Annotated in this window: 11 protein-coding genes, 1 tRNA gene and 1 pseudogene; 7 read left to right on the top strand and 6 right to left on the bottom strand. The window is 51.6% G+C overall.

The window, feature by feature from the left end:
• Positions 1-151: 151 nt before the first annotated feature.
• The 4 genes from C1N58_RS15805 to C1N58_RS15820 all read right to left on the bottom strand — a co-directional run bounded on the left by C1N58_RS15805 (position 152) and on the right by C1N58_RS15820 (position 3,378).
• Entirely contained in the window at positions 152-502 is a 351-nt protein-coding gene (locus C1N58_RS15805) for a DUF4156 domain-containing protein (RefSeq protein WP_006121711.1), read from the bottom strand.
• 193 nt (positions 503-695) lie between these two features.
• Positions 696-2,345 (bottom strand): chaperonin GroEL, encoded by a 1,650-nt coding sequence (gene groL / locus C1N58_RS15810; protein WP_006121710.1) that lies wholly within the window; start codon positions 2,343-2,345, stop codon positions 696-698.
• Positions 2,346-2,393: 48 nt separating this feature from the next.
• Positions 2,394-2,687 (bottom strand): co-chaperone GroES, encoded by a 294-nt coding sequence (locus C1N58_RS15815; RefSeq protein ID WP_006121709.1) that lies wholly within the window; start codon positions 2,685-2,687, stop codon positions 2,394-2,396.
• Positions 2,688-2,916: 229 nt separating this feature from the next.
• Complete coding sequence (locus C1N58_RS15820; protein ID WP_283788085.1) at positions 2,917-3,378, bottom strand: FxsA family protein; 462 nt, start codon at positions 3,376-3,378, stop codon at positions 2,917-2,919.
• A gap of 329 nt (positions 3,379-3,707) precedes the next feature.
• Between C1N58_RS15820 and aspA the strand changes: the two genes are divergently transcribed.
• The 6 genes and pseudogenes from aspA (at position 3,708) to C1N58_RS15850 (ending at position 9,420) form a co-directional block, all read left to right on the top strand.
• A complete protein-coding gene (gene aspA, locus C1N58_RS15825; RefSeq protein ID WP_033739147.1) occupies positions 3,708-5,144 on the top strand; it encodes an aspartate ammonia-lyase in 1,437 nt (478 codons plus the stop codon).
• 114 nt (positions 5,145-5,258) lie between these two features.
• A pseudogene (locus C1N58_RS15830) lies at positions 5,259-6,547 on the top strand (anaerobic C4-dicarboxylate transporter).
• Positions 6,548-6,604: 57 nt separating this feature from the next.
• Positions 6,605-6,919: a divalent cation tolerance protein CutA gene (gene cutA, locus C1N58_RS15835; protein WP_006121705.1), complete on the top strand. Its 315-nt coding sequence runs from the start codon at positions 6,605-6,607 to the stop codon at positions 6,917-6,919.
• Positions 6,895-8,595, top strand: a complete 1,701-nt coding sequence (locus tag C1N58_RS15840; RefSeq protein WP_394564319.1) for a protein-disulfide reductase DsbD — start codon at positions 6,895-6,897, stop codon at positions 8,593-8,595. The genes cutA and C1N58_RS15840 overlap by 25 nt, the downstream gene beginning before the upstream one ends.
• Before the next feature lie 64 nt (positions 8,596-8,659).
• The gene (locus C1N58_RS15845) at positions 8,660-9,238 is read left to right on the top strand and encodes a division control transcriptional repressor DicD (RefSeq protein WP_006121703.1); all 579 of its coding nucleotides are present in this window, start codon (positions 8,660-8,662) and stop codon (positions 9,236-9,238) included.
• Positions 9,239-9,344: 106 nt separating this feature from the next.
• Positions 9,345-9,420, top strand: a tRNA-Phe gene (locus C1N58_RS15850).
• 174 nt (positions 9,421-9,594) lie between these two features.
• Here C1N58_RS15850 and C1N58_RS15855 read toward each other — a convergent pair.
• Together C1N58_RS15855 and C1N58_RS15860 are read right to left on the bottom strand one after the other, a co-directional pair.
• On the bottom strand, positions 9,595-10,587 hold the full coding sequence (locus C1N58_RS15855; protein ID WP_394564320.1) for an OmpA family protein: 993 nt from the start codon (positions 10,585-10,587) through the stop codon (positions 9,595-9,597).
• A gap of 525 nt (positions 10,588-11,112) precedes the next feature.
• Positions 11,113-11,532, bottom strand: coding sequence for a putative periplasmic lipoprotein (locus tag C1N58_RS15860; protein WP_054634609.1), 420 nt, complete (start codon positions 11,530-11,532; stop codon positions 11,113-11,115).
• Between the two features lie 809 nt (positions 11,533-12,341).
• Here C1N58_RS15860 and C1N58_RS15865 point away from each other — a divergent pair.
• Positions 12,342-13,049: a DJ-1/PfpI family protein gene (locus C1N58_RS15865; protein ID WP_054634610.1), complete on the top strand. Its 708-nt coding sequence runs from the start codon at positions 12,342-12,344 to the stop codon at positions 13,047-13,049.
• Positions 13,050-13,651 lie beyond the last annotated feature (602 nt).

The raw sequence follows: 13,651 nt of genomic DNA on the forward strand, positions 1-13,651 counted from the left end.
GCCCTGACAAGCCCTGTTTCGGCACTGAAGCAAAGCCTCGCGGAACGGTTGCACTTCAAACAAATACAGCCTCTTTCATTTCATCAGCGCATAAAAAAACGACCGGCACGCGGGCCGGTCGTCTCAGAAATCTTGCCAGTTCATTGCCCGATCAGTTAGGGCACTTATAAACCTGGCCGGTCATTTTACTGTCGAGTGGTGCAAACGCTGAAAGCAGGTTTTGTGTCGGGCTGGTCGCACCGTAAATCACGTTACCGCCCATTTCTGCTGCACGGTTACGCAGATCGTTAGCCGCACCACGCAGTGCGCTGGTTTCACCACCGGCTCCGCTTAACCAGTTACTTTGTGAGCCGGTCAGGGTGCCCAGAAGCTGACACTGTTTGCCAGGCTGCTGATCGGTAAAGGTGACGCGCTGACCTGCAGAAGAGAGTTCGGTTGAGCTGCTGCAGCCCGCAAGCAATAACGCGCCAGCCGTCAGACCGAGCAAGAGGTTAATCCGCATTATAATCCCCATTTATTATCATCAGAGTCGGATGGCAGCGTAGCAGAAAAACACGCATTTTTTCTGCACATTCATTGCCCTAATCCGTGCCAACGTAACCGTTGCGCCACTACTTATACCTTTTCCTCAGCAAAAGAAAAACCCCCGACCGTTTCCGATCGGGGGTTCCTGTGACGCAAGGGTCAGGGGGCAATTACATCATGCCGCCCATTCCGCCCATGCCACCCATACCGCCAGCGCCTGCACCTAAATCTGGCGCATCGCTTTTCGGCAGGTCAGTGACCATACATTCGGTGGTGATCATCAGGCCAGCAACCGACGCCGCGTACTGCAGTGCAGAACGGGTCACTTTGGTTGGGTCCAGAATACCGAAGTCGATCATGTTGCCGTATTCTTCAGTCTGCGCGTTGTAACCGTAGTTACCGTCGCCCGCTTTCACGTTGTTGGCAACAACAGAAGGCTCTTCACCGGCGTTAGAAACGATTTGACGCAGCGGAGCTTCCATTGCGCGCAGCGCAACTTTGATACCCACGTTCTGGTCTTCGTTCTGGCCACGCAGTTCTGACAGCTGTGCTGCCACACGAACCAGCGCCACACCACCACCAGCAACCACGCCTTCCTCAACCGCAGCACGGGTTGCGTGCAGGGCATCTTCAACGCGCGCTTTCTTCTCTTTCATTTCAACTTCAGTCGCTGCGCCTACTTTCAGTACGGCTACGCCGCCTGCCAGTTTAGCCACACGCTCCTGCAGTTTTTCTTTGTCGTAGTCAGAGGTCGCTTCTTCGATCTGCTGACGAATCTGGGTAACGCGGCCCTGGATGGTGCTTTCTTCACCCACGCCATCGATGATAGTGGTGGTGTCTTTATTGATAACCACACGCTTCGCCTGACCCAGATCTTCCAGCGCAGCTTTTTCCAGCTCCATACCGATCTCTTCAGAGATAACGGTACCGCCAGTCAGGATAGCGATATCCTGCAGCATCGCTTTACGACGATCGCCGAAGCCAGGTGCTTTAACCGCAGCCACTTTCACGATACCACGCATGGTGTTCACCACCAGGGTAGCCAGCGCTTCGCCTTCTACGTCTTCCGCGATGATCAGCAGCGGTTTGCCTGCTTTCGCAACGGCTTCCAGCACTGGCAGCATTTCGCGAATGTTAGAAATTTTCTTGTCAGCCAGCAGGATGAACGGGGATTCCAGTTCTACTGCGCCTGTTTCTGGCTTGTTGATGAAGTACGGAGACAGGTAACCGCGGTCGAACTGCATACCTTCAACCACGTCCAGCTCGTCTTGCAGACCGGTGCCTTCTTCAACGGTGATAACACCTTCTTTACCCACTTTTTCCATCGCCTGCGCGATCAGGGTACCGACGGTTTCATCAGAGTTTGCAGAGATGGTACCCACCTGCGCAATCGCTTTAGAGTCTGAGCAAGGCACAGACAGTTTTTTCAGTTCTTCAACTGCAGCAACAACCGCCTGGTCGATACCGCGCTTCAGATCCATCGGGTTCATGCCCGCCGCAACGGCCTTCAGGCCTTCGGTGATGATGGACTGCGCCAGTACGGTTGCCGTGGTGGTACCGTCGCCCGCCGCATCGTTGGCTTTAGAGGCAACTTCTTTCACCATCTGCGCACCCATGTTTTCGAACTTGTCTTCCAGCTCGATTTCACGCGCAACAGAAACGCCATCTTTCGTGATGGTCGGTGCACCAAAAGATTTATCCAGAACTACGTTACGGCCTTTAGGACCCAGGGTAACTTTTACTGCATCTGCCAGTACGTTTACGCCACGCAACATTTTTACGCGTGCGTCATTACCGAATTTTACGTCTTTAGCTGCCATTTCAAATTTCCCTTAAATTCGTTTCGTTCAGTGAATTACGCGTAAAACTTACGCTTCAACAATCGCCAGAATGTCGCTTTCAGAGATGATCAGGACTTCTTCATTGTCGATTTTCTCAGTTTTGGCACCGTAGCCTTCGCTGAAAATCACAACGTCACCCACTTTCACATCCAGCGGCTTCACTTCGCCACTTTCAAGAATACGGCCTTTACCCACAGCCAGCACTTCACCGCGCGTGGATTTGCCTGCAGCAGAACCGGTCAGCACGATGCCACCCGCTGACTTAGCTTCCACTTCTTTACGCTTCACGATTACGCGATCGTGTAATGGACGAATTTTCATTTGATAGCTCTCCTTTGAGAAGTCCAATCATTCATTTTTGGGTTGAATACCGGGCTGTGTGGCTTCCGGCCTCGTGACCAGAGAGATAGGGCCGCGCTTTCCCTCTTTCAAGGGGGGAACCTACAAATTTTTTTTGCCTGATGATGCGACTGATGACTTTTTGAACAAAGGTGGCAAACGGGCGGGCGAACAAACAAAAAGCGCGACCCGACGTCGCGCAGGGTGGGAATTAACGATCCTTAGGATCGTCATGGTGTTCAAGACGATCGGTATCTTTACGTTCGTACTCGCCATCCATGGTATAGCCACTGTCCGGGCCCGCTCCCGGCCCGCGCCAGACGCGCAAATGCGGCATCAGCTTCAGCGTGAGGTGCTTTTGCACCAGTGGCAGCAGCAGAAGCAGCCCCAGCATATCGGTAAAGAAACCAGGCAGCAGCAGCAGGAAACCGGCAATGATCAGCGAAACGCTTTTGATCATCTCCTGTGCCGGGCTTTCATTACGTGCCAGCTTCTCCTGCATCAGCATAAAGTTTTTCATGCCCTGATTTTTGACTAAAGACACGCCAATGCAGGAGGTGAAAACCACCAGCAGCATGGTGAGCAGCACGCCCAGGACGTGTGCAACCTGAATGAAAAGTGAGATCTCAATCCAGGCCAGTACGAAAAAGATCACTAACGGTAACCAGCGCACCGGATTCTCCTGTGAGTCAGGCTGCCCGGTCGTTAACCCGACAGCGTGGAATATGGATGTGAAAAAGGTAAAAAAACAGAGATGGTTATTCTGATCGTCAATTTCAACCGCACCCGGCAAATTTTTGCTTACGGGTTATTTTTGTGAGCGATTTCACATATTGTTAACGTAACGCGGCCAGACAGGTGATCTCTGTTCGCGCTTTGCGTCTCTGTCAGAATAGGATCGTGCTCACCTGCCTGAATACGGATAAAATAGCGGTTCTGGCGCTTCCCCACAAAACAAACACATCATCTGCGATGGTTAGCAGTGACAACAAGAAGGTTATCATGGCGAACAACATTCGTATCGAAGAAGACCTGTTAGGCATGCGTGAAGTTCCGGCGGATGCTTACTATGGCGTTCATACTTTGCGTGCGATTGAAAACTTTTACATCAGCAACAGCAAAATCAGTGACATTCCTGAGTTTGTTCGCGGCATGGTGATGGTGAAAAAAGCCGCGGCGATGGCAAACAAAGAGCTACAAACCTTACCGCGTGATATCGCCAACACCATTATTCAGGCCTGCGATGAAGTGCTAAACAACGGTCGCTGCATGGATCAGTTTCCGGTTGATGTTTATCAGGGCGGCGCAGGCACCTCGGTGAATATGAATACCAATGAGGTACTGGCGAATATTGGTCTGGAACTGATGGGGCATCAAAAAGGCGAATATCAGTACCTGAACCCGAACGACCACGTAAATAAATGCCAGTCCACTAACGATGCCTATCCGACGGGTTTTCGTATTGCCGTTTACAGCTCACTGCTGAAACTGCTCGACGGTATCAGTCAGTTAGCGGACGGGTTTCAGCGTAAAGCGGATGAATTCCAGACCATTTTAAAAATGGGTCGTACCCAGCTACAGGATGCGGTGCCGATGACGCTGGGCCAGGAGTTCCATGCCTACAGCGTTCTGCTGAATGAAGAGACGAAAAGCATTTTGCGCACTGGCGAACTGCTACTGGAAGTGAACCTGGGCGCAACCGCTATCGGTACGCGCCTGAACACGCCGGACGGTTACCAGCAGCTGGCAGTGCAGAAACTGGCGGAAGTCAGCAACCTCGCGGTCGTGCCCGCCGAAGACCTGATCGAAGCCACTTCAGACTGCGGCGCCTATGTCATGGTGCATTCATCGCTCAAACGCCTGGCTGTCAAACTGTCGAAGATCTGTAATGACCTGCGCCTGCTTTCTTCCGGCCCACGCGCGGGCCTGAACGAGATTAACCTGCCGGAGCTGCAAGCCGGTTCCTCCATCATGCCTGCCAAAGTGAATCCGGTGGTGCCTGAAGTCGTCAATCAGGTGTGCTTTAAGGTGATTGGTAACGATACGACGGTCACGATGGCGTCGGAAGCCGGCCAGCTTCAGCTCAACGTCATGGAGCCGGTCATCGGTCAGGCGCTGTTTGAATCGATCAGCATTCTGACCAACGCCTGCTATAACCTGCTGGAAAAATGCGTCAACGGTATCACGGCGAACAAAGCGGTCTGCGAAGCCTACGTGTTTAACTCCATTGGGATTGTGACCTATCTGAACCCCTATATCGGCCACCACAATGGTGACATCGTCGGTAAAATTTGCGCCGAAACCGGCAAAAGCGTGCGCGAGGTGGTGCTGGAGCGCGGCCTGCTGACCGAAAGCGAGCTGGATGATATTTTCTCTGTGCAAAACCTGATGTATCCGGTTTATAAGGCGAAACGCTATACCGATGAAAACGAACAGTAAGGCGTAATTGCGCTTACTGGTGTAAAAGGCACATCGTAATCAAAACGATGTGCCTTTTTGTTTGTTAAAAGGATGGGTTTACTTTTCGGCTCATCATCATTTCGGGAGTGGCACATGTTCCTGGTTGAACTGTTTATCGTGGTACTGGCGATCTGGCTGGGCGCGCGTCTTGGCGGGATCGGTATTGGCTTTGCGGGTGGCATGGGCGTGCTCATCCTGACGCTTGGCTTTGGTATGAAGCCAGGCGCCATTCCGTTTGATGTGATTGAAATCATCATGGCGGTCATCGCGGCGATTGCGGCCATGCAGGTTGCTGGTGGCATGGACTACCTGGTCAGCCTTGCCGAACGCCTGCTGCGTCGTCATCCCCGTTATGTCACCTTTCTTGCCCCGCTGGTCACCTATGTGATGACGCTGCTGGCGGGCACCGGTCATACCGCCTTCTCTACCCTGCCGGTCATCGCCGAGGTGGCGAAAGAGCAAGGCGTGCGTCCTTCTCGTCCGCTGTCGATGGCGGTTGTCGCATCTCAGGTTGCCATTACCGCCTCGCCTATCTCGGCGGCGGTCGTCTTCTTTGCCACGCTGCTCGAACCTCGCGGCGTAAGCTACATCATGCTGCTGGCCATCGCCATTCCGGCTACCATGGTTGGGCTGTTTCTTGCCGCGCTGGTCACTAACTTCCTGGGAAAAGAGCTGAAAGATGACGCCGTTTATCAGGCTCGCCTGGCGAAAAGCGAAGTGGCCCTGCGTGGGGAAACCGTCTATCACGCCAGACCCGGCGCCAGAAAGTCTGTCCTGCTTTTCCTGGTCGGGATTGCTGCCGTGGTGATCTATGCGACCATTACCAGCGAAAGCGTAAACCTGATCGTCAATCCGCCCCTGCCGCGCAACGAAGCGATTGTGGTATTTATGCTCACTATTGCCACGTTGATTAGTCTGACCTGTAATATTGACAGCGGCGCGATTCTGAGCGCCAGTACGTTTAAATCCGGTATGAGTGCCTGCGTCTGCGTCATGGGCGTAGCCTGGCTCGGCGATACCTTCGTCAAAGCCCATCTGGCTGATATCCAGATGCTGGCGGGGGATACCTTAAAAACCTATCCGTGGATGCTGGCGCTGGTATTGTTCTTTTCTTCGATGCTGCTCTATTCTCAGGCAGCAACCGCGAAAGCCCTGCTGCCTGCGGCGTTAGCCCTTTGACAGCTATCGCTTCTTTTGCCGCCGTGTCAGCGCTGTTTGTGTTACCGACCTATCCCACACTGTTAGCCGCCGTTGAGATGGATGACACTGGCTCGACCCGAATCGGTAAGTTCGTGTTCAACCATGCCTTTATCATTCCCGGCGTGCTGGCCATCACCCTGTCTGTCGTGTTCGGCTTTATTTTTGGTGGGCTGCTGCTGTAGTCCCGACCGCACAGTGAACGTGCTATCATCGACGCGATTTTCAACAGGAGCCTCATGATGAATGCCGTTGTCATCCTCTGCACCGCCCCTGACCAGGCGTGCGCGCAGCAGCTTGCCACCCAGGCGCTGAAGGCCAGACTGGCCGCCTGTGTCACCCTTTTACCGGGTGCCACCTCGTACTACGTCTGGCAGGGCCAGCTCGAGCAGGCCAGCGAAGTTCAGATGTTACTCAAATGCGATACAGCTCATCAGCAGGCATTGCTCGATCTGCTTAAGCGCTCACATCCTTATGACGTACCAGAACTGCTGGTGCTTCCGGTTCAACATGGAGACAGTGAATACTTGTCATGGCTGCACGCATCGCTCGCTTAATTACCCTGATACTGGCCCTGTTTATCTGCCTGCAGGCGCAGGCAGACCTGTTTGCCCCCAAAACCACCAGCCGCTTTTTGCCCGTCGACCAGGCTTTTGCTTTTGATTTCGACCAACAGGGCGCACAGCTCAATCTGCACTGGAAGGTTAAAGACGGCTACTATCTCTACCGCCAGCAAATCAGGGTCGTCGCCAACAATGCGCGTATCGCGCCTGTGGCCTTGCCAGCGGGTCAGCCACACGAAGATGAATTTTTTGGTAAGAGCGAGATTTATCCGCAGAACCTGAACGTGCCCGTCACGCTACAACAGGCTGCCAGGGGCAGTACGCTGAGCGTGACGTATCAGGGCTGTGCTGCCGCTGGCTTCTGTTATCCACCTGAAACGCGCAGCATTCCACTCACACCCGTTGTCGCCAGCGAGGATGCAGACTCAGGGGAGCGCCCGCCCGCCACCGCCAGCCCGCTCCCCTTTTCGCCATTGTGGGCGCTGCTGATTGGTATCGGTGTGGCATTTACGCCCTGCGTCTTACCGATGTATCCCCTGATTTCGGGCATTATCCTTGGCGGTAAGCGTAACAACTCGCTGGGTCGCCTGTTCGCGCTGGCCCTGGTTTATGTGCAAGGAATGGCGCTTACCTATACCCTGCTCGGCGTGACAGTCGCCGCGACTGGCCTGCGTTTTCAGGCGGCCTTACAGCATCCCTATGTCCTGATCGGTTTATCCGTGCTGTTTGTAGTGCTGGCCATGTCGATGTTTGGCCTGTTTTCGCTACAGTTACCCGCCAGCGTACAAACCCGTCTGACGCTGTGGAGCAACCGTCAGCAGGGCGGCTCACTGCCCGGCGTTTTCCTGATGGGCGCGCTGGCAGGTTTAATTTGTTCCCCCTGCACCACCGCGCCGCTCAGTGCCATCCTGCTCTATATCGCACAGAGCGGTAACCTGCTGGCGGGTGCCGGTACATTGTGGCTGTATGCCATCGGTATGGGCTTACCGCTGATTGCCGTGACGCTGTTCGGTAGCCGCTTCCTGCCTAAAAGCGGCCCCTGGATGCAGACCGTTAAGGAAGGGTTTGGGTTCGTTATTCTCGCGCTGCCGGTTTTCCTGCTGGAACGGGTGCTGGGTGAGCTGTGGGGCGTGCGCTTATGGAGCCTGCTGGGCGTCGCCTTTTTTGCGTGGGCCTTCAGTGCCAGCCTGCGCGCCAGCGGCGGCAAATGGCGCATCGTGCAAATGCTCATGCTGATCGCCGCCCTGATCAGCGCTCGCCCTTTGCAGGACTGGGCGTTTGGCAATGACGCGCCACAGCAAACTGTCGCGCACCTTCCCTTTCAGTCTGTTCAAACGGTTAGCCAGTTAGATCAGGCGCTGCAACAGACACAGGGCCGCATGACGATGGTGGATTTGTACGCGGACTGGTGCGTGGCCTGTAAAGAGTTTGAGAAGTATACCTTTAGCGACAGTGCGGTACGTGCCAGTCTTAAGGATGTCCAGCTGTTACAGGCTAACGTCACGGCGAACACGGCTACCGACAATGCGCTGTTGCAGCATCTTCACGTGCTGGGGCTGCCCACGATTTTATTCTTTGATACTCAGGGAAAAGAAATTCCCGGTTCACGTATCACCGGTTTCCTGAAGCCAAAGGATTTTGACGAACATTTGCAGAAACTGCGTGAGTAAACAACACTGGAACCTGGACACAGCCCGTTGACCTGAACGGGCCTGCATCGCAGAGGAGAACGGTTTGCAACGTGAACAGATACTTGACCATGCATTAAACGTGCTTGAACAAAATGGCTTAGCGTCCACCTCGTCGCTGAAAATCCTGGCCGAAGAGATGCGACTCAGCGAGCAGCAACTTGAGCAGTTCTGGGCTGACCGCGACGCACTGCTCTACGACGCATTGCAGTTTCATGCCCAGCAAATCGACAGCTGGCGACAAGAGGTATTACAAAACAGCGCACTGCGACCCGAACAGAAGTTAATGGCGCGCTACGAAGGGTTAAATGAGCATGTCACCAAGGGACGCTTTCCCGGCTGCCTGTTTATCGCCGCCTGCAGCTTCTATCCGCATCCCGATCAACCCATTCATCAACTGGCAGAAAAACAGAAGCGCGCCTCCTGGGAATTTACCCACACTATTTTAAATGCGCTGGGTCTGGATAACCCGAGTATGGTGGCTGATCAAATGGAGCTGGTGCTGGAAGGCTGCTTAAGCAAGCTGCTGATCAAGCGCAATGTGCAGGATGTGGATGTCGCTAAACGTCTTGCGGAAGATATATTAAGCATTGCCCTGTGCCGTAAAAATGGCGCACTGGCGTGAGTTTCAACGCCTTTGACTGAAATTCAGGCAATCAGTCACGTTTTGCAGGGTTTTTTCATGAAAGCCGTTGACGGCATGCGGCCTTTACGGTTTAATGCGCCCCGTTGCCCGAATAGCTCAGTCGGTAGAGCAGGGGATTGAAAATCCCCGTGTCCCTGGTTCGATTCCGGGTTCGGGCACCACAAATTTGAAACCCTCGCTTCGGCGGGGGTTTTTGCGTTTAAGGGTTTCAGTAAGCATCCAACCAGATGCACATCACACGGCAGCGATGAGGCAACGAGGTGATGTTGCGACCAGTTGCACGTTGTCACTTATACTGCCGTAGGGGCGTTTCAAATACAGTAAAAGGTTTGGATTTAAGGTTGTTTAACCAGTTCAACTCGTCGATTCTGAGCCCTGCCCTGCTCATTCGCATTATCGGCCACCGGATCGGCTGCTCCAAAACCCGCGAACGATAACCTGCCCGCGTCAATGCCCTTCTCGGTCAAGGCCTTAACCACAGCGTTGGCACGCCCTTCAGACAGGGTTTGATTATGGGCTGGGTTACCGGTGTTATCCGTGTATCCCCTCACCTTTAGTTTCAAAGCCGGGTCGGTATGGAGTAGCGCAACTACCTGCTCAATCTGAGGCTGAGAATCAGGCAAAATTGTCGTTTTATCAGTAGCGAAATTAACATGTAACGCCACTTTCCCCACCTTCTTAATCTGTTCTGCCATCTCGTTCGCAGGCAATACGCGCGCGGTAATATCAAGAGGTTTCGTTTCGGCAATCAATAAACCGCCCCCAAACTCGTAGGTGCAAAGGTGAATCCAGATATTTCTGTCTGCCCGGTGAATAACGAACACCGTCACATCATTATTCCAGATATCCCCCAGGCCACTGTTGTACTTGGTCGTGAAATCACGTGGCCATGCTTCAATCTTTTTTAATGCTTCGGGTGGGATTCTTCCGTTAAAAACACTCTCCCCCCCTAACGACGTCACCACAGATTCAATATTACGACTCAACTCCAGCTGTGAAAATGTTTTGTTCTGAACGGCACTAATATGGGCCGACCAAACCTTGCCTTCCACAGGTTCAAGATGATCGCCAGTCCAGAACGGGATTTGATCGAATTCGGTGATATCAGGTTGGGTAGACGTTTCATAACCCGCAGGAAGGGCTATATAGGGAAATGCCCCTGGTGGCGCGGAAGAGACAGGCATCGCTGAAGGGTCAAACGTCTTGCTGGCTGTCTGTTTAATGCTTGGGGAATTTACGCTATCCTCCGCCATGGCTCGCGAAATACTTAAATTAGTCGCGAATGCCAGAAGCATTAAAATGAAGGAAATGATCGCTGTTTTCCACACAGAAATACCCCTTTATCAAAATTAATATGTCTTACGCAGAATCTATAGCATTATTCTGAATGATGGGATGTCTTGACAGCGCTTTACCTCTCCTCTTGAGAAAGTTTTTAACACGACACATGATTAAGACTTATCAATACGATAAAAAATGACTCATCACAATAAATTGATACCGTGTTATCGCATGCATAGCCTGTTACTCAGTGAGTGTTACCCATAAACGCTACCGTCATCTCTGGCAAAACCTACCCACCATCAAATAGAAAAAACGTGACGAGTGTAGTTGTGATAAAAGAATGAAAGGGCACATCCATTCAGGATTCAAACCGGTTCAGAGCATTCTTTATAAATTATTGTGGATGACACGCCGAACTGTGTTCTTTCTAAAAAGTCTGACCTGACAACGTCAACCCTTTGAAATAAATAACGATAATTCAAAGTTAGAAATTAAAAAAGCACTATACCTTTCACTATAAAATAATCAGGAGTGACTGTTTGCTTCCCCACTCCTGATTGTAGAGAAAATCACATAAACCAACTACTTACTGTTTTATTTTTATTAAACCTGATGAACAAATGTGATGCACGGTAATTCGTATCACCGCTCATTTTTCCAGATGCTTTTGCCATTGAATCTGACGCACTACTGGCGCTTGATGCCATTCCCAATGCGCTCGAAATAGCACTTGCACCCGGCACATAACCCATAACGCTGGATGCCGTATCCAAATTACCACTCTTATCATAAATCCATTCGTAATCACCGTCGGAACTTACGTTCTGGTCGTCTGGCGTTCCGTATAACGCCTGAACCTCGGCCTGCGTGGTTTTATCAGGAATAATATGTGAGGTCACGTAGCTCCTACTAAATTTATCTTCGCCTCCCACAGAACTACATCCGGCAAGCAACAACATCATTGTTACAGCAATCAAAATAGTTTTCATCCTGCATCTCCATGACGTTCATTTAAACCCAGAGATAGTTATTAACATGGAGTCAAAATTAAGTAAACAATATTAGTTTACATAAAGCTTACATTAACTTAACACTCAAACCACTCATGTCGGACAGTAAAAAGAAAAAAATCAACAATAAGAACTATAAAAAAAATCCAATCCAGACTTTAAATCCGGAAAAAACAGAAAAACCGAAACTTTATTTTACATAAGAAATGAGGAACTCATGGTGACATGTTTTGACGCTGAAAATCCTGCGCATCGCTACAGAGTCGTCGAGGACGCTGACGATCGTTAAAGGTAACGCCAGTTAAAACTCAGTGACACCACACTTTCACTATGGATAAATTTATATTAGGCTTTAATCCGAAAAAAATTTAACCACGTGCAGTAAAAAAATGAATATGAGCCGAGTCAATAAAATGCATCGGTGAAGAAAATAGCGTTCTTACACTAGTATTTTATTATCATAATTGCTATGTTCTTGTGGCATAACGCTATGTTCAAAAAAGACTTTTCATCAATTTTATCATCAGTATTTACTGAGTAAGTGAAAATCGATGATTGATTAGCGGGCTTGACTGAGGTGTTTCAGTTTATAAGCAATAAATAACCACCTTAAGGTAGGAATTTTACCTATCAGCGTTCTGTTAGTAGGCACGCCAGTAATCTGCTTTGCGTTGACAGCTTAATGTGGCGTTTGACGCTTTCTGAATGGCAGCGTATTGAGTCTTCATTAAGAACGTTGTCATTCAAAAAGCATCAATTGAAGATTTTTAGCCTTCAGGAACCCTCTCATGAATGACATCGCATCCATTAACATCGGCCTTCTGCTCTTCCCCGCGCTGACACAACTTGATCTCACCGGTCCTTATGAGGTGTTTGTCCGTGCGCCTCATGCGCGGGTACATCTGATCTGGAAAAATTTACAGCCCGTGATATCAGACCGTGGCATGGCGATCTTACCTACCACTACCTTTGCAACGACGCCGCCGCTGGACATCATTTGTGTGCCCGGCGGCCCCGGGCAAATCGAACTGATGGCGGATGAGGATGTGCTTACGTTTGTCCGACGCCAGAGTGAGCAGGCCAGACTGATCACCTCGGTCTGCACGGGGTCGTTGGTGCTGGGTGCTGCCGGGCTGTTACAAGGCTATCAGGCGACGACGCACTGGGCATCCTTGGATCAACTGGTGCTTCTGGGTGCCGAGCCTGTAAACCAGCGTGTTGTGCGCGATCGAAATCGTATCACCGGCGCAGGTGTCACCTCTGGTATCGACTTCGCGCTTACTGTTGTCGCCGAGCTTTACGGCCCTGAGATTGCTCAAAATATTCAGTTGCATATGGAGTACGATCCCGCGCCGCCCTTTACCAGTGGCTCGCCGCGGACCGCGCCGGCTGAGCAGTTGCAAAAAGCGCAGGACCAGATAGCTCCCTTTATTGAAAAAAGACGCCTGGCGACGCAAAAAGCGGCGGCCAGGCTGGGTGATAACCGATTGGCGTAAGCGATGACTTTCAACTGTGCGACAACAAACGCTGTCACTGCCGCAACCAGAAAGCCACCAGTCATCTGACCCGCATGTCGTTGATTTCCCACCTGCTCTCCGCTTCGTGACGCTCGGGAATCGGTAAGAATGAAAAGGACATTCCCATGTTACTTAAACCCAGAGAAGCCCGTCAGAATAACATCGTGCTGCTCAGCACGTTGGAGGCGCGTCTCTACGTCGAGCATTTCGAATCCCTCTGGCAATCCAGAACTGAACTAAATGCGTTTCTTCATGAGGAGCATGCAAAGACACCTGGGCGTGATCTTCAGGATGCTGGCGTTATCTGCTACGTGGCAGAAACGGAGCGGCCGACGAGACGGATAAGCGTTATGGACAGCAGATATTTTCCGAGGTCGTCAGCACGGCTCGGGCGCGTGGTCATAACTTCCTCTCAGACGTGCTGAGAAGTCACACCCGGGCCTGCCAGTTCTGTGACGCGTCGAAAATAGTGCACATTAAAGGAAGCGCTTTCACAACAGCGACTCAGCAGGTTGCGCCGGCTATTCCGGGCCTGAAGGTCAATGCATAACGCCATCTCCAGCCTCGCCTTGCGTTTGCGC

This window comes from Pantoea sp. SGAir0180 (genome assembly GCF_043546245.1).